A 20,468-nucleotide genomic window follows, 5' to 3' on the forward strand; every position below is an offset into this window, starting at 1 on the left:
CCCGCCCGGGCGCATCAGAAACGAATGAACCGGCGATTATACCTGCCACCGCCCGCGGCTGCGGATGGGCATGGCCGCGGGCGGGTCGGTTCAGGTCTGCAGCCAGGGGTGGGGGCGCTTACCCAGCCAACGGCGGGCCGAGGCAGAGGCCAATGCACCCCCCAGCATTGCCACGGACCAGGCAGGCAGCAGCCAGGAAGCTGTCAGTTGCAGGAGCGCCGTTGTCACCAAGGCGATGGGCAGCAGTACCATCAACGCGATCTGCATTGCGCGCCCAAGACGGCCCTGCAGGGCGAACAGACTGGTCGCATGTAGCCAGAGCAAAGCGCTGATGCAGCACCAGAGCAGTACCAGCAAGTAATTCTTGCCTGCACCCAGCAGTGCCGCAGTCGTTCCCAACACCAGTACCGCCGGGGCTGCACGCAACATCATCTGCCGGGCCAGTTGGCTGGCCAGGGCGTTTGCAGGGGGCCGTGGGAGGCCTGGCAGCAGGGCTGGTTCATGCAGGCCGAGTGCGGGGCGGCGTACCAGCGTTTGCAGTCGCATGACTGGGGGAAATGCGGTGGCCACCACCAATAGTGGAATGAACAGCAACGCACTGCCGGCGACGTCCTCCCGGTTCAGCAGCAGCCACAGGATTGCCACGCCAAGGATGGGCAACTGCGCGCGCAGCCAGCTTTTGGTGGTGGGGCGACCAAAGCCGGGACCAAGTGCTATCGAAAGGGCCTGGTCGGTATGCCGCCGCAGCTCACTGCCGACTGGAGTGCCTTCGCCGAACAGGACATGTGCGGAGGTGTCTACGCCCAAGTTCAGGCGGTCCTGACTCAATAGCTGTGCAATCGAGGTAGACCATTGTGTGCTCGCCGGTCGCTGCCGCATCCACCAGCAGAAGTAGGTGATCGTCAGCAGCAGGAACGTGGCGGCGCAGGTCAGACTCAATAACGGGGAATTGCCGAGCTGGGACCACGTGTTATCGGTACGCTCCAACAGCCAATTCAGCGCATAGCCCAGCGGTAGCAATACCCACAGGATCCATGGCGGCATGGAGACCCAGGCCAGGCCGAGCAGCAGGGCGTTGAGCAGGACCAGCAGGTTGAGTGCAGCATGAGTATCGCCAGCAGCGGCCATCAGCGCTGTTGGTATCAGTACCGCCAGCACCAGGGCGACCAATGCCTGGCGCAACGCCTGCTGCGCAATTTGGGGCAGTCGTAGTCGGGACGCCAGCAAGGTGCTGCCAATCAAGCGACCGCCGCTCAGCATCGCCCAGAACAGCACCATGCACGCGCACAGCGTCAGATGCAGGGGGAATGGCTTGCTTGCGCCGGTGCCCAGCAGCGGTAGTGCCAGTGCAAGCAGCCAACCGAGGGCAAGCAGGAGGTTTGCCCAGCTGGCGGCTGCAAGTACGGTGCCAAGCGTCGTCCACGGTCGCATCACGATTCGGGTCTGTGCGCTGGTGTTCATTCGGCGATCTCGATGAACAGGTCTTCAAGCCCCATGCGGTCTGCCCGCAATCCTTCCAATAGCAGGAGTTCACGTGGCATTGCCTGATTGTCGATCAACAGGTTGAGCGTGCCATCACTGAGCCGGCGGCGCAGCAGCTCACCTGGCAGGCGAGGCGGCAGCGTGGCAGTGGCGGCGGCCGGCACCTGCAGGCGGACGATCTGCTCCTTGAGCTCGTCCAAGGGCTGATTGAGCACAATTCCACCGTTATGGAGCAGGGCGACGTGCGAGGCGACGCGCTCAAGGTCGCTGATGATGTGGCTGGAAAACAGTACCGTGGCCTCATTGTCGATGGCCTGTTCGACGATGTCGCGCATCAGCTCGCGGCGCGCGATCGGGTCCAGCGCGGATGCAGGCTCATCCAGGACCAGCAGCGCTGGGCGTGGTGCCAGCGCCCGGATCAACGCCAGACGCTGGGCCTGCCCTGGCGACAGTTTGGCGATGCTTCGGCGCGGATCCAGTTCCCATCGCTTGAGCAGCGTATCGGCGTAGCTGCGGTCCCAGCTGGGGTACAGCTGGCCCAGGTAAGCGAACAACTGGTCGATTTTCATCCACGTGAACGACTGCGGCTGCTGCGGGACATAGGCCACGCGCATCTTGCGTGCATCGTCCATGCCGAGTGCGGGGGCGCCCATCACCATCGCCTGGCCGGATTGCGGCTGCAGCAAGCCGAGCATGCAGCCGATCAGGCTGCTTTTACCTGCGCCGTTGCGGCCGATCAGGCCCAGCACCTGTCCACGCGGCAATTGCAGGCTGACATCGCGCAGTACCGCATGCTTGCCATAGCGCAGCTGCAGCGCGTGTGCTTGCAGCGGCATGCTCAGGTCAAGTGTGGGGGCGGGTAGGGTCATTGCGTTCATGTCGATTCCTTTTCGAGTAGTTGCTGCAGCCGCGTCAGGACGTGGCCGGCGGGAAGTTCCAGTTCCAGGCAATGACGGGCCAGTTCCTGCAGCAATGGCTCGGCCTGTTGCAGGCGTTGGCTGAGGCTGTCGCCACCGGCGCGGCGACTGGCGATTGCCATGCCCTTGCCGCGCAGGCGCTCCAACAGGCCTTCGGCTTCCAGTTGGCTGTAAGCGCGGGACACTGTCATCGGGTTGATTGCATGGGCAGATGCCACTTCGCGCACGGAAGGCAGCAGTGTTCCGGTTGGCAGTTGCCCGGCGCTGATCATTCGTCGCAGCTGTTCAGCGATCTGTCGGTAGATCGGTTCGGCCGCCTGTGGGGCGATATGTAGTGCTTTTGCGTCCATGTGTATCAATACATCAATACACGCGGGATATGTCAAGTACTTGCTTGAGGTATCGGCTGATTCAGGGAGCCTGCCTTGGAAACTTCAGTTCCCCGCGTGCGCTGCCCATGCGGAACGGAATCGAGCGCAGGGCCAGCCCGGTATTGGCCTGCACCACGAAATGCAGGTGCGGGCCGCTGCTGTGGCCGGTGTTGCCGGACAGGGCTATCGCCTGCCCGGCAGCCACGCTCTGCCCGGGGCGGACGCTGGCGCTGCCGGCTTGCAGATGCGCATAAAGGGCCATGCTGCCGTCGCTGTGCAGGATGCGCAGCAGGCTGCCTTGTTCGTGGCTGTCGACCACCTGCATCACCTGGCCGGAACGCGCGGCCAGCACAGGGGTGCCTTCGGGCACGGGGAAATCCACCGCGTACAGGTTCTGCGCATCGGTGTGGCTGTAGTGACCGGCGAAGGCTTGGCTGACCCGAATGGCCGCACTGCGCAGCGGTAGCAGATAGACGTGATCCTCGGGTTGCGCTGCCGGGTCGCCAGGAAATGCATCCAAAGACAAGCGCAGTGGATTGCCGTCATCTGCCAGCCATAACAGGCTGCGCTTCTCGCCTGCGATGAGCACGGTGGCTGCCGGTACACGGCTGTCGCCCTGCAGGCGGACCTGCACCGGACCAGCGGTCAGGTTGCTGGCGACGGCGCTACGCCCTCCGGCACGTGCCTGCAGCTGCAGGCTGGCGAAGGCATCCGAGCTGGAAGCCGCAATCGCAGGCGTCGACGCAGCGGGGAGCCCCCAGGCGTCGCGCCAACGACTGCTTGGACCGGCTTCGGTATCGCTGGCGTATAGCAAGGCCAGTGACAGCAGTACAGGAATGGTGCGGGGCACAGTGCGGTGTCCTTGGGGCAGGGCCTGATTGTGCCTGTTTGGTTGCCCCGGAAACTTATTCATCTCTTTATGCGAATAAAGCGATTGACAGCCGAGAGGGTGGCTGGCAATGTAGCGCCACCATCGAGACCGGCAGAGGGACAGGCCCTTTGAAGCCGGGGCAACCAGCGGACGCGCAAGCGGCTGCGTTTGGTGCCAAATCCTGCGGAGACCTCCGTGTCTGCCGAAAAGATGGTTCGTTCCGTACCGCGTGTACGGCGAACACGAGCTTCGCGAAAGCTCGATGGCCGCTCCTTATCGGATACCGCCATGAGTTTCGCCACCGCTACCGCAGTCCAGCTTGCCCCCATCGCTTTCATCGACCGTGCCGAAGGCAGCGTTACTGCTGTGCGTGGCGAGATCGAGGTGCAGCTGCGCATGCGTCACGCAGGTCAGCGTGCGCTGCGCCTGCGTTATGAGCTGGTCGGCGTTGCCGGTGCACCGGTGGTATTGGTGGCCGGTGGTATCTCTGCGCACCGTCATCTCGCTGCAAATGCGGGTTACGCCGAAAAGGGCTGGGCCGAAGGCCTGGTCGGCGCTGGCCGCGCGCTGGATCCGGCGTGTCGTCGCTTGCTCGGTTTTGATTTCATCGGCGCCGATGGCGAGCTGGATGCGCCCATCGATACCGCCGATCAGGCCGATGCCATCGCTGCCTTGCTGGATGCACTGCATATCGAACAGCTGCACGGCTTCGTCGGCTACTCCTATGGCGCCTTGGTCGGTCTGCAGCTGTCTATCCGTCATCCGCGCCGGCTGCACAAACTGATCGCAGTCAGCGGCGCGCATCGCCCGCATCCATATGCATCGGCCTGGCGCGCACTGCAGCGCCGCGCTGTCGCGTTGGGCCAGCTGCAGTGTGCAGAGAGCCATGGTCTGGCGCTGGCACGTCAGTTCGCCATGCTCAGCTACCGCACCCCGGAAGAATTTGGCGAGCGTTTCGACGCTGCGCCGGAAGTGGTCAATGGCCGTGTGCGCGTCGCCGCCGAGGACTACCTCGACGCCGCCGGTGCGCAGTACGTGGCCCGCACCCGCGTCAACGCCTATCTGCGCCTGTCCGAATCCATCGATCTGCACCGGGTTGATCCGGCTGCCGTCAGCGTGCCGACCCTGGTGGTCGCGGTTGAAGGTGACCGGCTGGTGCCGCTGTCGGATCTGGTCGCGCTGGTCGAAGGTCTGGGTCAGCGCGGCAGCCTGCGCGTGCTGCGCTCGCCCTATGGCCACGACGCCTTCCTCAAAGAAACCGATCGCATCGACGCGATCCTCGCCACTGCCCTACGCCTGCCCGGAGAAACCGCATGAGCCTGTCCCACACTTCCGATATCTCCTGCAGCCGAGCTACCGCCGCTGTGCGTGCGGGCATCGACCGCGATACCGCCTACGGTGCGGTGACGCCGCCGATCGTGCTGTCGTCCAACTTCAGCTTTGATGGCTTCGGCAACAAGCGCCAGTACGATTACACCCGCAGCGGCAACCCGACCCGCGACCTGCTTGGCGAAGCATTGGCCGAGCTGGAAGGCGGCGCCGGTGGCGTGATCACCGCGACCGGCATGGGCGCGATCAATCTGGTGTTGAATGCCTTGCTGGAGCCGGGCGATCACCTGGTGGTGCCGCATGATGCTTACGGTGGTAGCTGGCGCCTGTTCAACGCGCTGGCCAAGAAGGGCCACTTCGAGCTGATCACCGCCGACCTGACCGATCCGCGCTCGCTGGCCGATGCGCTGGCGAAGTCGCCCAAGCTGGTGCTGATCGAAACCCCGTCCAATCCGCTGCTGCGCATCACCGATCTGCGCTTCGTCATCGATGCCGCGCACAAGGCCGGTGCCAAGGTAGTCGTGGACAACACCTTCCTGTCGCCGGCGCTGCAGACGCCGATCGCCTTCGGTGCCGATGTGGTGCTGCATTCGACCACCAAGTACGTCAACGGCCACAGCGATGTGGTCGGCGGTGCGGTGATCGCGCGTGATGCAGAAGTGCATCAGCAGCTGGTGTGGTGGGCCAATGCGCTGGGCCTGACCGGTTCGCCGTTCGATGCCTTCCTGACCCTGCGCGGCCTGCGTACTCTGGATGCACGTCTGCGCGTGCATCAGGAGAACACCGGCGCCGTGGTTGAGCTGCTGGCTGCCAGTGCTGCGGTGTCCAATGTGTATTACCCAGGCCTGGAATCGCATCCAGGTCATGCGGTGGCGGCGCGTCAGCAGAAGGGTTTCGGCGCGATGCTCTCATTCGAACTGGCTGCCTGCGAGGGTGAAGATCCGTATGCAGCGGTGCGCGCGTTCCTGGATGGCCTGCATTACTTCACGCTGGCCGAGTCGCTGGGTGGCGTGGAAAGTCTGGTTGCCCATCCGGCAACCATGACCCACGCTGCAATGAGCGCCGATGCGCGTGCAGCGGCCGGCATCAGCGAGTGCTTGCTGCGCCTGTCGGTGGGCATCGAGTCCAGCGAGGACCTGGTCGCCGACCTGCAGGCCGGTCTTGAGCGTGCTGCCAAGGTGATTGCCGAAGCGCAGCTGACCGCTGGCAACTGTAAAAAAACGGTGGATGCATGAGCGCGGTATTGCGTCCGCTGGAGCAGCCGCAGGCGCGGCTGGTGTTGTTGGGAACCGGTACGGTCGGTTCGGCTTTTGTTGCGCGCTACCAAGCGTTGCAGCAACGTCAGTTGAGCCTGCCATCGCTGCATGTGGTGGCCAACTCGCGCATCGCGCTGGCCTGTGACGATGCGCCGGAAGCAGCCCTGTCACGTGCGCGTGATGCGCAACGGCAGGGTGACGAGCCGGTGCATCGCGAGGAAGTAGGGCGCCTGCGTGTTGGCGATATCGTGGTTGATGCCACCGCCAGTGAAGCTGTCGCCGCCGACCATGCGCTGTGGTTGGCGCAGGGCATCCATGTAGTGACGGCCAACAAGCTGGGTAATGGCACGGGTCTGGCTCGCGCGCAGCAGATTGGTGCGCTGGTTGCGACCGGCAACGCTCGCTACGGCGATGCGGCAACGGTGGGTGCGGGCTTGCCGCTGTTGCGCAGCATCCGAGCACTGGTTGCAGGTGGTGATCACGTGCATGCCATTGAAGGCGTGCTATCCGGGTCGTTGGCCTGGTTGTTCGATCGTTACGACGGCAGCCAGCCATTCTCGGCCTGCGTGCGCGAAGCCGCGGTTGCCGGTTTTACCGAGCCGGACCCGCGCATCGACCTGTCCGGCGAAGACGTGCGCCGCAAGCTGCTGATACTCGCGCGTGCTGCTGGTGTGCCGCTGGAAGCTGATCAGATCAAGGTTGATTCGCTGGTGCCGGCAGCGTTGGCAAGTCTGTCCGCCGACGAAGTGGACGGAGCACTTTCGCTGCTGGACGCCCCCTTGGCCGAACAGTTGCAGCAGGCACGGACACAAGGTTTGAAGCTGTGCTTCGTCGGCCGTCTGGATGCGCAGGGTGCAAGCGTTGGTTTGCGCGCGCTGCCGCAAGGCCATGCCCTGGCTGGCGGCAGTGGCACCGATAACCGGGTGGCAATCCACAGTGACCGCTACAGCAGCCAGCCGTTGTTGATCCAGGGGCCGGGCGCGGGTGCCGAGGTCACTGCTGCAGCGTTGCTGGATGACGTGCTGAACATCGTCAATCACTGAGCGTTGATGCAGCACCAATTGGGTGCTGCATTGCGGATTCGTCGTGGGTCAAGCCAGAAACCTGCAGAGCATTCGAGGCTCTGCATCGGCTTGTACGTGCGGAGATATCCGGCGGAATAGGAAGGCCGCCATTTGGCGGTAGCGGCGCAACTCCAAGGCTTTATGATGCCGGTGCGTCGGCACCATGAAGTCGGTGCTGATACTCCGCGCGGGCTGCACGCTTGCGGCTTCTTCCTCTGACAGGTGTGCTGTGTCCAAAGGTATTCTGGTTTCGCTGGCAGCTTCCTTGCTGTTCGGTTTGATGTATTACGCCAGCCCGCAGTTGGCGCCGTTGCAAGGTGCCGAGATCTTTGGCTGGCGGGTGTTGTTCGCGGTGCCGTTGATAGCGCTGATGCTGCATGTGAGCGGTGAGAAGACCCTCATCGCCGATACCTTGCGACGCGTGCGGGTTGAGCGCCGGTTGTGGTGGGCGTTGCCGTTATGCGCAGGCATGGTCGGAGTGCAGCTGTGGTTGTTCCTGTGGGCACCGCTGCATGGCCGCGCACTGCAAGTGTCGATGGGCTACTTCCTGTTGCCTTTGGTGATGGTGCTGCTGGGGCGCATGGTCTACGGCGAGCGCCTGTCCGTCTTGCAGAGGTTGGCCGTGGCCAGTGCCGCGTTCGGCGTGGGCTGGGCCTTGCTGCGCAATCAAGGGCTATCGTGGGAAATGCTCGTGGTGGCCTTGGGCTATCCGGCGTATTTCCTGTTGCGGCGGCATCTGCGTATCGGTCACCTCGGGGGATTCTGGGTGGAACTGGTGCTGTTGCTGCCGGTGGCATGGTGGGCGGCGATTGGTGATGGACATCAGCTGCTGGCAGCGTTGGCGCAGAAGCCGGCCTTGTACGCGTTGATACCGCTGCTCGGGGCGATCAGCGCGGTGGCATTGATGTGCTACATGCTGGCCTCGAAGATGCTGTCATTCAGCCTGTTTGGCCTGCTTACCTATGTGGAACCGGTGCTGCTGATGCTGGCGGCCTTGCTGCTGGGAGAGAGCGTCGGCCACGGGCAGTGGCCGACCTATTTGACGATCTGGCTGGCGGTGGCGCTGCTGGCGCTGGAGGGTGTGCTGAAGCTGCGCAGGCGCGTCAACTGAGTGCTCAGCCGCGCTTGGCTCTGGCGGCAAGATGCTGCAGGACGGCATCTCGGCTCATGCGGGCGCCGTTGCTGTCGACGGCGGTGAAGTCCACCCCGTTTTCCCATAGCTGCGGGGCGAGCAGCACTGCGATGTCTTCGGAGGCGGTCTGTGTCTGCAGGTTCAACAGGCGCTGGTTGAAACCGGCCGCGCGCAGCCAGGCGTTGTAGCTGGAGTTGTGCTCGGTAGCGAACTGGACCTGGTAGTGGCACTCCTTGCGCTCCGCCTCTTCAGGGCGCGCATCACACTGCGGATTCCATTGGTGCAGGCCGATCACCGCATCGGCTTCCATCTGCCGTTGATTGGCGGCAGCCCAAAGTGCCACGCACATGCTGGCGCAGTGCGAACGGACCCGCACGGTAAGGTTGTTACGGTTGATCAGCCGAGCTGCTTCCAGGCCCGGAATGGCATAGCCACCGCCGCTGGTGATATCGATGCGACGCACGCTTGGATGGGCATCCAGTTGCGCCTTCATGTCAGTGGCGAAGTTCCTGCCGACGCTGCCTTCGATGCGCAATACGCTGCCGCCTTCCTGCACCGACATCTGCGCCTCTTCGATGTTCGCCATCGTCGTGGACTTCTCGCCCTGGATGACCATTGCTTCAGCACCCGAGCCAGGTGCAGCAGCGGTGGGCGCTGCGACATCTGATGCTGTTGCGGTGGTGTCGGCAGCTGGCGGTGCAGGCTTTCGATTGCCAAAGTAGTACGCCAGCAACAGCAGTACCACTGCGGCAAGTACCAGCTTGATCAGGGTTGCCATGCCATTGCCGGGTGCTGCGGTGCGCGCGGCCGAGCGCGGACGTCGTACGGGTGACTGCTCGCCAGATTCCTTTTCGCCGTGCATCCGCTCCCCCTGAAGCTGCGTTGTGATGGGCGATTCTGGTGTAGCAGCCCGAGCCTTTGCAATACGTCACCGATGCGCGACCGAGCTGTCACAAGGCGGTCGTCGGTGCGGGGGGCTCCCGGCAAGTGCTTCGCAGCCCTTGTTATGGCGGGCTAAATATCAGCAGGCGCCGGCCCCAGCGGGGCCAGCGCCTGTGCTGATGCGGATCAGCACTCGATGACGTTGACGGCAAGGCCGCCACGGCTGGTTTCCTTGTACTTGTCCTGCATGTCGCGGCCGGTGTCGCGCATGGTCTTGATCACCTTGTCCAGCGAGACTTTGTGCTTGCCGTCACCGCGCATGGCCATGCGGCTGGCGTTGATCGCCTTTACTGAGCCCATCGCGTTGCGCTCGATGCAGGGGATCTGCACCAGCCCGCCGATCGGGTCGCAGGTCAGGCCGAGGTTGTGTTCCATGCCGATTTCGGCGGCGTTCTCGATCTGGCCGGGGTTGCCGCCCAGTGCCGCCATCAAACCACCGGCCGCCATCGAACAGGCCACACCCACTTCGCCCTGACAGCCGACTTCGGCGCCGCTGATCGAAGCGTTTTCCTTGTACAGGATGCCGATGGCGGCAGCAGTCAACAGGAAGTTGAACACGCCCTGCTCGTTGCTGCCCGGGCAGAAACGGTCGTAGTAATGCAGCACCGAGGGAATGATGCCGGCCGCACCGTTGGTAGGCGCGGTGACCACGCGGCCACCGGCAGCGTTTTCTTCATTGACGGCCAGCGCGTACAGATTGACCCAGTCCAGCGTGGTCAATGGATCGCGCATTGCGGCTTCGGGGCGTGAAGACAGCTCGCGGTACAGCGCAGGTGCGCGGCGGCTGACATTGAGCCCGCCGGGCAGGGTGCCTTCGGAACGGATGCCGCGGGTCACGCAGGACTGCATCGCGTCCCAGATCTCGCGCAGGCTGGCGCGGATATCTTCCTCGCTGCGCCAGCACTTCTCGTTCTCGTACATCATCTGGGCGATGCTCAGGCCGCTGCGTGCAGCCTGTGCCAGCAGCTCGTCGCCGCTCTTGAACGGGTAGGGGATGGGCGTCTGGTCGGGCACGATGCGGTCATCGGCCGCGTCGTCTTCATTGACCACGAAGCCACCACCGACCGAGTAGTAATCGCGGGTGGCGATGATCTGGTCGTCCGCGTCGTAGGCGGTGAAGCGCATGCCGTTGGTGTGGTACGGCAGCTTCTGGCGCTTGTTCATGGCCAGGTCGCGCTTCTCGTCGAAGGCGATCTCGCGCTGGCCCATCAGGTTGATGCGCTTGCTGCTGCGGATGCGTTCCAGCGTGGCCGGGATGATGTCCGGGTCGATTTCGTTGGGGCGGTGACCTTCCAGACCCAGCAATACTGCCTTGTCGGTGCCATGGCCGCGCCCGGTCAGGGCCAGCGAGCCGAATACCTCGGCGCGGATGCGCACCGTATTGTGCAACTGGCCTGGGTCCAGCAACCAGCGGTGGACGAAACGCTCGGCCGCGCGCATCGGGCCGACGGTGTGTGACGAACTCGGGCCGATGCCGATCTTGAACAGGTCGAACGTACTGACGGACATGCTGATTCTGCGTACTGCGTTGAGATGGTCGCTATTCTACGGGTTCATTGCTGCAGGCCATGTCTGCAGCGCAGCATTCCTTGTGCAGGTGACGAGTGGGATTGATCCTTTACCAACGTGATGATTGCCATCTGTGCGACCTGGCGCTGGCGGTGCTGGCGCAGGCACGGGCGCCGGAATTCGAGAGTGTGTTCATTGATGACGATGCGGCGCTGGAGGCAGCGTACGGCGTGCGCGTGCCGGTACTGCGGGATGCAGACGGCAGGGAGCTGGAGTGGCCGTTTGATGCGGCAAGGGTTGCCGCGTGGTTGCCACAGCGCGATGTAGGAGCGGCGTAAGCCGCGAAGCCCGCAGTCGATCAGACCGCGGGCTGCACGCCAGAGCATGGCCGGTAAAGCCCCTGCCGAGCATGGCTCGGCACTACAGGCGGTGGCTGATTACTTGGCGTTTAGCTTGACGATGGTGCTGATCGCGGTTTCGTTGGGGATGGTCTTGGTGTCAGCCCAGTCGCCGCCGCCCACGCCGAAGTCCAGACGCTTGACCGTGGCCTTGCCGGTCAGCACCGGTTGTGCGCCTGCTGCCCAGGTGAAGGTCAGCGTGACCGGCTTGCTGACGCCGCGCAGCTCCAGCGTGCCATCGGCGGCAAACTGGTTGTTGCCCAATGCGCGGAAGCCGTTGGCGGTGTAACGGGCCTGGGCGAACTGGGCGACGTTGAAGAAATCCGCGCCCTGCAGGGTGGAGTCGCGGTCGGTATTGCCACTCTTGGCGCCGACCAGCGGGATGGTCACGTCAAGCTTGCCCGCAGCCGGATTGGCCGGGTCAAAGCTGACCTGGGTCTGGAAGCCGGGGAAGCTGCCGGTGAACACTTCACCGTCATATTTGGTGGCAAACACCAGGATGGAGCCGGGGCCGGGTGCCTGCTGGTAGTCGGCGGCCATTGCCGGGGCGACGGCGAGCATGCCGGCCAGTGCGGCGGCAACAGCGGCGGGGGAGCTGAGCTTGATGTTCATGCGGAATCCTTTTGCGGAAGGTTGAGCCAGCCTTGCGGCAGCATGCGTGCCAGCGTGGCATCGCGTAGATGAATGTGGTGATAGAACGCGGCACCGGCATGCGCCAACACCAACAGGATCAACGCCCAGAAGCCCCATTCGTGGATGGCGTGGGAGAACTGGCTGGCCTGCTCGCTGGGGGCAACCAGCTTGGGCATTTCGACCAGCCCGAACAGCTTGAACGGGCGCAGGCCACTGGCTGAGTCGTACAGCCAGCCCGACAGCGGGATGGCGAACATCAGTACGTACAGCAGCCAATGCGTGGCCGAGGCAATCCGTTCCTGCCAGCTCGCGGTGCCGGGCACCGGTTCCGGCGCACCGGCATACAGGCGCCACACCAGACGCACCACCACCAGCACCAGTACGGTGATGCCGATCGACTTGTGCATCGTGTAGATCCAGAAGTACTTGGGCGTCTTCGGGAACTCGCCCATGACCAGACCGACGATGCCCAGGGCCAGAATCAGCAGGGCGATCAGCCAATGCAGGCTTTTGCTGAGGCTGCTCCAGCGTTGCGCGGTGTTTTCAAGGCTCATGGGTGATTTTCCGTTTCTGTTGCTGATTTCAGGGCCGCGTCAGCGGCGTCTTCGAGACTGGTGTCAGGCTCGGGTGTCGGTTCGGTGCTGGCAGGAGGTGCTTCGGCACCGGCATCACGCACGGCTTCGGCCTCGATGCGCAGCTCGACCTTGTCGCCGATCACCGACGGCCAGGCGCTGATGCCAAAGTCGGCGCGACTGAGCGTGGTGGTCGCCGAGAACCCGGCGGTACGCCGGAACGGCGGCAGCGGGTGGCGTTTGAGTGCATTGAGGGTGACTTCCAGCACGACTTCGCGGCTGACCCCGCGCAAGGTCAATACGCCGAAGACGCGGGCGTGGCTGGCATCAATCGGCTCGATGCGGCTGGAAACAAAGCGTGCCTGCGGGAAGCGCTCGCCATCGAGCAGGTTGCGCGCCAGCGTGGCCTGGTTCCATTTGTCATCACCCAGGTCCAGCCGGGCGATGGGCACCGCCACCTCCAACCGTGCCGTAGCCCAGTCCTGCGGATCGAAATCCAGCACGCCTTCGCTGCCGGATACCGTACCCAGTGCATGCGAGAAGCCGGCATGCTCAATGGCGAACAGCACCCGGGTATGCACCGGGTCGAGCCGGTAGCGATCGTTGGCAGCATTGGCGGCAAAGGACAGCAGGCCGCAGATCAGCAGTAGCAGGCGTGGCAGCAAGGTCCGGCTCCGGGTCGGGATAGGGGATTCTAGGCGGATGCAGGTGATGGTTTGTGCGCATATTGCGCAACGGTTTGTTACGTAGTCGGTTCGGGTGGCTTTGCCCGGGACCGGGCGCGGCGCTAAAGTCGCGACGGTTGGCGGTTGATGCAAGTGGCTTGCGACGGGGAGTTTGGGGCGTTGATGAAAGGGATTTTTCGAGATGTACGGCTGGCCATGCTGGCGCTGCTGCTGTTGTGGCCATGCTGGGCGGCAGCGCTGGATCTGGCCGAGACACCGCGCATGCGGCGTCTGGGCGTGGCCGAAGGTCTGCCGTCGCGGACCGTGCTTGCGCTGGGCCAGGACCGCCACGGTTACGTCTGGGCGGCCACCGATGACGGCCTTGCGCGCTACGACGGTACCCAACTGCGGGTATGGCGGCACGACCCGCAGGTCTCGGGCTCGTTGCCGGGCAACACCTTGGAAACCCTGCTGATCGATGCGCAGGACAGGGTCTGGGTCGGCGCCAACGGCGCCGGACTGGCGATGTTGGATGCCAATCGTCAGCGTTTCACCCGCTTCGCCGAGCTGGAGGCAATCTGCAAGCATCAGGTCTGGGCGCTGGCCATGCAGGGCAGTGACCTTTGGGTGGGAACCAGCGGCAGTGGCATCTGCCTGCTGCACAGCGATGGCCGGATCAGCCGGTACCACAATCAGCCTGAGGACCCGCGCAGCCTGCCCGACGACACCATCTACGCCATGCTGCCCGGCAAGGACGGCAGCATGTGGGTAGGTACCACCAGTGGCCTTGTGCGCTGGCGGCCGGGGGCCGGCTTTGCAGCCGTGCGCTCGCCACTGCTCGAAGACAAGGATGTGATCCGTCTGAGCGGCGACCGCGATGGTGGCATCTGGGCGGGTACCGACACCGGCCTGTACCGGGTACTCGATGATGGAACTGTGTCGGCCGCGCCATGGCCGCAGGCGGCACAGGCGCGCGCGGCGATGGTCCTGCACGACCGCGATGGGCGCTATTGGATGGGTAGCTCCGCCGGCCTGTATCGGGGCGATGCTCATAATCTGCAGTTGCTGGACGGTGATGGCGGCAGCGGCTTCCTGACCGCCAACAGCGGTGTGCTGGATCTGCTGCAGGATCACGAAGGCGGCATCTGGACCGCCATGCTGACCCAGGGCGTGGCCTATCTGCGTCCGGACTGGTCGCGGTTCTCCAGCCACTACCAGCTCGACGGCAAATCGCTGGAGAGCCTGTACCTGATCAATTCCGCCGCCGACGGCAACGGCTTTCTGGTGGTCGGCGGCCACGGTCTTTACCAATTGGATGCGGCCGGCAAGCTGTCACAGCTGGCCAACGATACCCGGCTTGGCCAAGGCAGCATCTGGTCGGTGCAGCGCGGCAGTGACGGGGTGATCTGGCTGGGCCGTGCGGGTGGGGTCACGCTCTATCGTCCTTCGGATGGACAGGTGCGCCGGATCGATCTTGGGATCGGCGACGACCCGACCAATCGCGCGGATCTGATGCGGCTGGCGGCCGATGGCAGCATGTGGCTGTCCATCATCAATTACGGCTTGCAGCACCGTGCGGCCGATGGTCGCCTGTTGGCGGCCTATCCGCAGGGCACGGTCTCCGGCTTGCCGGACAAGCTGGTGGAGCAACTGCGGCAGGGCACCGATGGCAGCCTGTGGCTGGTTGGCGGCGCCGGCGTGCAACGCTTCGACGGCAAGCGCTTCGTCAGCGTGCCGGGTGTGTCGGCCGGGATGGTTTATGACTTGGTGTTCCTTGCCGATGGCAGTGCCTGGTTGGCACGTGATGGCGCGCTGGAACGCTACGGTCATGACGCGGATGGTTTTTCCCTGTTGCAGCGGCTGAGTGCCGATGAAGGGGTGCCGGCGGTAGCGATGGGAGGGCTGGTAGTTGGCTGCAGTGGCCAGCTGTGGGCAACCACGACGCGCGGACTGCTGTGGTGGCAGCCGGGCGCGGCACGGGTGCGTGTGTTGGAAGAAGGCGATGGTCTGAGCGACACCGAGTTCACCGCGCGGCCGCCATCGCATGCTGGCTGCGGCCGCGCGCTGGCGGTGTCGGCCACTGGCCTGCTCAGTTTCAATCCCGATGCCAAGATCGCCGCGCCGGTTGGCTCGCAGCTGGTGATCGAGTCGATAGGCGTGCGTCGCGACGATGCTGCACGCGAGCAGCGGCTGAAGGGGGCGTCGATTCACCTCGGTCCACAGGACCGCGATCTGCGGGTGATCGGGCGCTTGCTGTCCTATGTCGATCCTGCGCGGCATCGTTTCCGTGTGCAGATTGAAGGCTACGACCAGAACTGGGTGGATCTGGGTAGTGATGGTGAACGCCTGGTATCGCGCCTGCCTGCCGGTAGCTACCGGATGCAGGTGCAGGGTGCAGCGGCCGATGGTCCATGGACTGCACCGCAGACATTGCAGATCGAGGTTGCACCACCGTGGTGGCGCAGCAACTGGGCACTGGCGGCATGGGCGTTGTTGCTTGGATTGCTGGCGGCGGCGGCGGTGCTTGCTTACCAGCGGCGCGAGCGGCGGCGCAACGAATGGCAGTTGGCGCTGCACAAGCAGGAGTTGGCCGAACAGGCCTCACAGGCGAAAACGCGCTTCCTGGCAACCCTGGGTCACGAAGTGCGCACACCGTTGACCGGTGTATTGGGCATGAGCGAGTTGTTGCTGGGCACCGATCTTGATGAGCGCCAACAACGCTTTGCCGGTGCAATCCAGCAGGCTGGCACGCATCTGCTGGCCTTGGTAAATGACGCACTGGACCTGGCGCGGATCGAGGCCGGCAAGCTGGAGCTTGATAACCGCCCGTTCGACCTCGGGCGCCTGCTGCAGGAAGTCAGCGCCTTGATGGCACCGATGGCCGAGCGTCGCGGGCTGGTGTTCGAGGCTGCCGCGCCGTTTGCAACGCCGGTGATGGTGGTGGGCGATGCCATGCGTCTGCGGCAGATCCTGATGAACCTGTTGGGCAATGCAATCAAGTTCACCGAGCGCGGCAAGGTCGCGATGAGCGTGCAGCTGCTGCCCGGGCATGGCGGTATCTGCCTGAGTGTCAGCGACACTGGGCCGGGCATCAGTACCGAGCAGCAGAGTCGTTTGTTCCAGCGCTTTGAGCAGGCTGACGGTAATCGCACTGCATCGCGCTACGGTGGTAGTGGCCTGGGCTTGGCGATCTGCCAGGAACTGGCTATGGCGATGGGCGGCAGCATCCGCGTCGAGAGCCGCCTGGGCGAAGGCGCGCGCTTCGTGCTTGAACTGCCGTTGCCATGGGAGCATTCGATCAGCGCCGGGGCTGCTGCTGCCGAGCCTGCGATGGCACTGCGGCCACTGAAGATATTGCTGGTTGAAGATGATCCGACGGTGGCCCAGGTGATCAGCGGCCTGCTGACCGCGCGCGGCCATCAGGTGGTACATGCCGCGCATGGTCTGGCTGCTTTGGCCGAGGTGGGCGAGCAGGCATTCGATGTGGGCCTGCTGGACCTGGATCTGCCAGCGTTGGATGGCATTGCGCTGGCCGATCAGCTGCGCGGATCCGGCCACCGCTTTCCGTTGATCGCGGTTACCGCACGTGCCGATGTGCAGGCCGAACAGTTGGCGCGCGCGGCCGGCATGGTGGGCTTCCTGCGCAAGCCGGTTACCGGACAGATGCTCGTCGATGCGATCGCTGATGCAGTGACGCCGGGACAGGCACAATAGGCGGCATCACAAACGCGCCGGACGGCGTGGCAGGAGGCTGGGTTTGATGAAATGGCTCGCAGGGATGTTGCTGAGCGCACTGCTGCTGGTGTCACCGCTGGCGCTGGCCGAAGTGCCTGCAACGCCGCAGCCACGGCAGCTGACCGTGGCCGATGGCCTGCCTTCCAGCAACATCAATGCCTTTGCCGAAGACCTCACCGGCTACCTGTGGTTGGCCAGCCGTGACGGTCTTGCCCGCTACGACGGCCGGAACTACCGCATATGGCGCGCAGAGAATGGGCTGCGCGACAACGTGGTGTGGAGTCTGCATGCCGACAAAAGCAATCGGCTGTGGATTGGTACACAGAACGCCGGGCTGGTGATGCTGTCGCCGGACCGGCTCAAGTTCACCTTCTTCGATCAGCAGACCTATCCGCAGATTGGCAGCAATACCATCTGGGCCATCGCCTCCACGCCCGATGGCAGCGTCTGGTTTGGTACTGCCACCGGCGGCCTGCATCGGCTGGACCCGGACGGCAATATCCGCCGCTTCATGCCGATAGATGGTGACGAACACAGCTTGCCTGCGGCGGCGGTGACCTACATGACGGTCACCCCGGATGGCAGCCTGTGGGTCGGGACCAAGGGCGGGTTGGCGCGCTGGAATGGCGCAGGCTTCGACCGGGTCAGCAATGCGCTGTTACCTTCGCCACGCATCAATGGTTTGAAGGTGGATAAACAGGGCCGGCTATGGGTGGCCACCAACGAGGGCGTGGTCCAACGCCATGCCGACGGCCGCTTCGAGGCGGCCACCTGGGCAGGTGCGGCACCCGGCGATGTGTTCAACATGCTGCAGTACTCCGCTGATGGCAGTTACTGGCTGGATACCCGTTCAGGGTTGGGTCGCATCCGTAGCAGCGTGGTGCGCAACGTGCCCTTGTACAGCTCGCAGGAGCGCGGGATCGTAAAACCCAACTGGTCCAGCGCCTATGAGGACCGTGAAGGCGGGCTGTGGTTCGCCAGCACCAATGCCGGTCTATGGCATCTGCCACCAAGCTGGCGGCAGTTTTCGGTGTTGTCACGGCATCTGGATGATCCATCCTCGCTGCGCAATCCCTATGCCTTGGCCTTGGCGCCATCCGCCTCCGGTGGCATCTGGGTGGTAGGTACGCGCGGTGCATTGGATCGGCTCGACCCCGGCACCGGCGAAGTACAACATCATCTGGAAGCGATCGACGGAAAAAACTGGCCGCAGTCGCTGGTCGAGGATGCGCACGGCAAGGTCTGGATCGGCAGCCTGGATGCCTTGGTGCGCTATGACCCGAGTGACCGCAGCGTGCAACGCTGGCATAGCGACGATGGCAGGGACGCGGCGATGCTCGGTGACGCCGACATCGTGCGCAGTTGTGATGGCGGCCGGATCTGGATTTATTCCGAAGATGGCGGCATGCAGCAGCGTGATGCCGATGGCCATGTGCTGCTGCAGCTGAAGCCGGGCCAGTCGGGTGTACCGGAAGCATTGATCGAAGACATGCAGTGCGGCCCGGGTGATCAGCTGTGGTTGGCGACCGGCACCGGCCTGTACGCCTGGCATTCGCAGAGCGGGCGCTTCTCACCGGTGCCGGGCGGGCCGACCGGGCGCGTCTCCACCTTCCATGTCAGCGATACCGGTGTGGCCTGGATTGCTGGCCTCGGGCGCATGGATCGCTACCTCTGGGATGGGAAGCGCATGACCTTGCTAGATCGCGTTGGCGTCGAACAGGGCTTCCCGATGCTGGCCGCGACCGGCTTGCTGGTGGACGCTGAAGGCGTAGCCTGGGCGATCAGTGCGCGCGGCCTGATCCGCATTGATCCGGCCAATCGTTCGGTGCGCCTGTATGGGGTGCACGATGGGCTGCCGGGGCAGGAGTTCCGCCGCCGCTCGCTGGTGCAGGCACGCACAGGCCAGCTTGCCGGTGGCACGCCCGATGGTGTGGTGTTGTTCGATCCCGCCCGGGTGAAGCCCTCGACCCGCCGACCACCGCTGATCATCGAGCGGGTCAGCGTGCGTCGCGGTGACAAGGAGCGTGATATCACCCTGGAGTCGCCGTTGCAGATTCTCGACGGCGACCGTGACCTGCGCATCGCTGCGCGCCTGTTGTCCTTCGCCGACTCGGCAACCAATACCTATCGCTTCCGCCTGGCTGGCTATGACCCGGACTGGGTGGACGTGGGTGCGTCTGGCGACCGCGTGTTCTCGCGGTTGCCACCGGGGCGCTATCAGCTGGAAATACAGGCGGCCACCTCGGACAACGTCTGGTCGCCGGTGCAGACCCTGGCCTTCCGCGTGCAGCCGCCGTGGGCACGCAGTCCGGCCGGGGTGATGACCTTCATCGTGCTCGCGGTAGCGCTGATCCTGGGTGGCGCGTGGTTGTACCAGCGGCGTCTACGCCGCCGCAACGAATGGCAGCTGGCCCGCCACAAGCAGGAGTTGGCCGAACAGGCGTCTCTGGCCAAGACCCGTTTCCTGGCCACGCTTGGCCATGAAGTACGCACGCCGATGACCGGTGTCTTGGGTATGAGCGAACTGTTGTTGGCCACGCCGCTGGATGAACGTCAACGTGGCTATACGCAGGCGATCCGGCGTGCCGGCGAGCATCTGTTGCGACTGGTCAACGATGCGCTGGATCTGGCCCGTATCGAAGCCGGGCGGCTGGAGTTGCAGAGCCAGCCCTTGGAACTGCGGCAGTTGCTTGAAGACGTGCGCAGCCTGATGGAACCGCTGGCACAACGGCGCGGGCTGGCGTTTGAATTCGACAACCCTGCCGCCGCACGCACGCGCTTGACCGGCGATGTGATGCGTCTGCGGCAGATCCTGCTCAACCTGCTTGGCAATGCAATCAAGTTCACCAGCCACGGTTCGGTGAGCCTGCGCGTGCGCCTGCAGGAAGGCGGCAAGGGTGTGCGCTTCGAGGTCAGCGACACCGGTCCAGGTATCAGCGCCGAGCAGCAGCAACGCCTGTTCCGCCGCTTTGAACAGGCCGATGGTGCGCGCACCGCCGCGCGCTACGGCGGCAGCGGCCTGGGCTTGGCGATCTGCAACGAGTTGAGCGTGGCGATGGGCGGCAGCATCGATGTGGAAAGCAGCTTGGGCGAGGGCACCTGTTTCATCGTCGAGCTGCCGCTGGCCTGGGAAGTGCCGCCGACCTCGATGGATGATGATGCCGCCATCGGCGCGTGGATGAATCTGCCAGCGCAGCGGGTGTTGCTGGTGGAGGACGATCCGACCATTGCTGCGGTGATCCGCGGCTTGCTGGAAGTGCACGGGCATAGCGCGGTGCATGCCGCGCATGGGCTGGCGGCATTGGCGGAACTGTCCAACCAAGAGTTCGATGTGGCTTTGCTGGATCTGGATCTTCCCGGTATCGATGGCTTCGGACTGGCGCGGCAATTGAAGGCAATGGGCTACGAGATGCCGTTGATCGCGGTGACCGCACGCTCCGATGCCGAGGCTGAACCGCTGGCGCGCGATGCCGGCTTTGCCGACTTCCTGCGCAAGCCGGTTACCGCACAGATGTTGCTGGAGGCTATCGCTGGTGTATTGGAGGCGCAGCGCCGGCAACAGGCGCAGGCCGAGCCAGACTGAAGAGCGCGT

At 64.3% G+C, this 20,468-nt stretch carries 16 protein-coding genes and 1 riboswitch; of the genes, 7 read left to right on the forward strand and 9 right to left on the reverse strand.

Annotated elements, in window-relative coordinates:
• Positions 1-90 precede the first annotated feature (90 nt).
• The 4 genes from ACVOLR_RS12940 to ACVOLR_RS12955 all read right to left on the reverse strand — a co-directional run bounded on the left by ACVOLR_RS12940 (position 91) and on the right by ACVOLR_RS12955 (position 3,620).
• A complete protein-coding gene (locus ACVOLR_RS12940; RefSeq protein ID WP_481536788.1) occupies positions 91-1,461 on the reverse strand; it encodes a hypothetical protein in 1,371 nt (456 codons plus the stop codon).
• A complete protein-coding gene (locus ACVOLR_RS12945) occupies positions 1,458-2,360 on the reverse strand; it encodes an ABC transporter ATP-binding protein (protein WP_481536789.1) in 903 nt (300 codons plus the stop codon). Before ACVOLR_RS12945 ends, ACVOLR_RS12940 begins: the two co-directional genes overlap by 4 nt.
• Positions 2,357-2,749 (reverse strand): GntR family transcriptional regulator, encoded by a 393-nt coding sequence (locus ACVOLR_RS12950; RefSeq protein ID WP_481536790.1) that lies wholly within the window; start codon positions 2,747-2,749, stop codon positions 2,357-2,359. The genes ACVOLR_RS12945 and ACVOLR_RS12950 overlap by 4 nt, the downstream gene beginning before the upstream one ends.
• A gap of 61 nt (positions 2,750-2,810) precedes the next feature.
• Complete coding sequence (locus ACVOLR_RS12955; RefSeq protein WP_481536791.1) at positions 2,811-3,620, reverse strand: M23 family metallopeptidase; 810 nt, start codon at positions 3,618-3,620, stop codon at positions 2,811-2,813.
• Positions 3,621-3,737: 117 nt separating this feature from the next.
• Positions 3,738-3,858, forward strand: a riboswitch (SAM riboswitch).
• Positions 3,859-3,929: 71 nt separating this feature from the next.
• Here ACVOLR_RS12955 and metX point away from each other — a divergent pair.
• The 4 genes from metX to rarD all read left to right on the forward strand — a co-directional run bounded on the left by metX (position 3,930) and on the right by rarD (position 8,401).
• A complete protein-coding gene (gene metX / locus ACVOLR_RS12960) occupies positions 3,930-4,958 on the forward strand; it encodes a homoserine O-succinyltransferase MetX (RefSeq protein ID WP_481536792.1) in 1,029 nt (342 codons plus the stop codon).
• Positions 4,955-6,205, forward strand: coding sequence for an O-succinylhomoserine (thiol)-lyase (locus tag ACVOLR_RS12965; protein ID WP_481536793.1), 1,251 nt, complete (start codon positions 4,955-4,957; stop codon positions 6,203-6,205). The genes metX and ACVOLR_RS12965 overlap by 4 nt, the downstream gene beginning before the upstream one ends.
• Positions 6,202-7,269, forward strand: a complete 1,068-nt coding sequence (locus ACVOLR_RS12970; RefSeq protein WP_481536794.1) for a homoserine dehydrogenase family protein — start codon at positions 6,202-6,204, stop codon at positions 7,267-7,269. Before ACVOLR_RS12965 ends, ACVOLR_RS12970 begins: the two co-directional genes overlap by 4 nt.
• Positions 7,270-7,519: 250 nt before the next feature.
• Positions 7,520-8,401, forward strand: a complete 882-nt coding sequence (gene rarD, locus ACVOLR_RS12975; RefSeq protein WP_481536795.1) for an EamA family transporter RarD — start codon at positions 7,520-7,522, stop codon at positions 8,399-8,401.
• Positions 8,402-8,405: 4 nt separating this feature from the next.
• Here the strand turns inward: rarD and ACVOLR_RS12980 are convergent, their stop codons facing one another.
• Both ACVOLR_RS12980 and ACVOLR_RS12985 read right to left on the reverse strand, forming a co-directional pair.
• Positions 8,406-9,284: a hypothetical protein gene (locus tag ACVOLR_RS12980; protein ID WP_481536796.1), complete on the reverse strand. Its 879-nt coding sequence runs from the start codon at positions 9,282-9,284 to the stop codon at positions 8,406-8,408.
• Positions 9,285-9,490: 206 nt separating this feature from the next.
• The gene (locus tag ACVOLR_RS12985; protein ID WP_481536797.1) at positions 9,491-10,873 is read right to left on the reverse strand and encodes an L-serine ammonia-lyase; all 1,383 of its coding nucleotides are present in this window, start codon (positions 10,871-10,873) and stop codon (positions 9,491-9,493) included.
• Positions 10,874-10,968: 95 nt separating this feature from the next.
• Here ACVOLR_RS12985 and ACVOLR_RS12990 point away from each other — a divergent pair, with 95 nt between their 5' ends.
• A complete protein-coding gene (locus ACVOLR_RS12990; protein ID WP_481536798.1) occupies positions 10,969-11,211 on the forward strand; it encodes a glutaredoxin family protein in 243 nt (80 codons plus the stop codon).
• A 99-nt stretch (positions 11,212-11,310) separates the two neighbouring features.
• Here the strand turns inward: ACVOLR_RS12990 and ACVOLR_RS12995 are convergent, their stop codons facing one another.
• Genes ACVOLR_RS12995 through ACVOLR_RS13005 form a run of 3 tightly spaced genes read right to left on the reverse strand, consistent with a single transcriptional unit; the run spans position 11,311 to position 13,141 of the window.
• Positions 11,311-11,883 carry a YceI family protein gene (locus ACVOLR_RS12995; RefSeq protein ID WP_481536799.1) on the reverse strand — a complete coding sequence of 191 codons (573 nt, stop codon included), beginning with the start codon at positions 11,881-11,883 and terminating at the stop codon, positions 11,311-11,313.
• Positions 11,880-12,458 carry a cytochrome b gene (locus tag ACVOLR_RS13000; protein ID WP_481536800.1) on the reverse strand — a complete coding sequence of 193 codons (579 nt, stop codon included), beginning with the start codon at positions 12,456-12,458 and terminating at the stop codon, positions 11,880-11,882. The genes ACVOLR_RS12995 and ACVOLR_RS13000 overlap by 4 nt, the downstream gene beginning before the upstream one ends.
• Positions 12,455-13,141 carry a YceI family protein gene (locus tag ACVOLR_RS13005; RefSeq protein WP_481536801.1) on the reverse strand — a complete coding sequence of 229 codons (687 nt, stop codon included), beginning with the start codon at positions 13,139-13,141 and terminating at the stop codon, positions 12,455-12,457. Before ACVOLR_RS13005 ends, ACVOLR_RS13000 begins: the two co-directional genes overlap by 4 nt.
• Positions 13,142-13,324: 183 nt before the next feature.
• Here ACVOLR_RS13005 and ACVOLR_RS13010 point away from each other — a divergent pair, with 183 nt between their 5' ends.
• Together ACVOLR_RS13010 and ACVOLR_RS13015 are read left to right on the forward strand one after the other, a co-directional pair.
• Positions 13,325-16,855 carry a hybrid sensor histidine kinase/response regulator gene (locus ACVOLR_RS13010; protein ID WP_481536802.1) on the forward strand — a complete coding sequence of 1,177 codons (3,531 nt, stop codon included), beginning with the start codon at positions 13,325-13,327 and terminating at the stop codon, positions 16,853-16,855.
• Positions 16,856-16,901: 46 nt separating this feature from the next.
• Positions 16,902-20,459 carry a hybrid sensor histidine kinase/response regulator gene (locus ACVOLR_RS13015; RefSeq protein WP_481536803.1) on the forward strand — a complete coding sequence of 1,186 codons (3,558 nt, stop codon included), beginning with the start codon at positions 16,902-16,904 and terminating at the stop codon, positions 20,457-20,459.
• Positions 20,460-20,468 lie beyond the last annotated feature (9 nt).

This window comes from Stenotrophomonas sp. STEN030 (assembly GCF_056759995.1).

Excerpts from the sequence above, each read along its gene's own strand:
- ACVOLR_RS12940 (WP_481536788.1), bottom strand. The coding sequence starts at position 1,461 with ATGAACACCAGCGCACAGACCCGAATCGTGATGCGACCGTGGACGACG.
- ACVOLR_RS12945 (WP_481536789.1), bottom strand. The coding sequence starts at position 2,360 with ATGAACGCAATGACCCTACCCGCCCCCACACTTGACCTGAGCATGCCG.
- ACVOLR_RS12950 (WP_481536790.1), bottom strand. The coding sequence starts at position 2,749 with ATGGACGCAAAAGCACTACATATCGCCCCACAGGCGGCCGAACCGATC.
- metX (WP_481536792.1), top strand. The coding sequence starts at position 3,930 with ATGAGTTTCGCCACCGCTACCGCAGTCCAGCTTGCCCCCATCGCTTTC.
- ACVOLR_RS12965 (WP_481536793.1), top strand. The coding sequence starts at position 4,955 with ATGAGCCTGTCCCACACTTCCGATATCTCCTGCAGCCGAGCTACCGCC.
- ACVOLR_RS12970 (WP_481536794.1), top strand. The coding sequence starts at position 6,202 with ATGAGCGCGGTATTGCGTCCGCTGGAGCAGCCGCAGGCGCGGCTGGTG.
- ACVOLR_RS12980 (WP_481536796.1), bottom strand. The coding sequence starts at position 9,284 with ATGCACGGCGAAAAGGAATCTGGCGAGCAGTCACCCGTACGACGTCCG.
- ACVOLR_RS12985 (WP_481536797.1), bottom strand. The coding sequence starts at position 10,873 with ATGTCCGTCAGTACGTTCGACCTGTTCAAGATCGGCATCGGCCCGAGT.
- ACVOLR_RS12995 (WP_481536799.1), bottom strand. The coding sequence starts at position 11,883 with ATGAACATCAAGCTCAGCTCCCCCGCCGCTGTTGCCGCCGCACTGGCC.
- ACVOLR_RS13000 (WP_481536800.1), bottom strand. The coding sequence starts at position 12,458 with ATGAGCCTTGAAAACACCGCGCAACGCTGGAGCAGCCTCAGCAAAAGC.
- ACVOLR_RS13010 (WP_481536802.1), top strand. The coding sequence starts at position 13,325 with ATGAAAGGGATTTTTCGAGATGTACGGCTGGCCATGCTGGCGCTGCTG.
- ACVOLR_RS13015 (WP_481536803.1), top strand. The coding sequence starts at position 16,902 with ATGAAATGGCTCGCAGGGATGTTGCTGAGCGCACTGCTGCTGGTGTCA.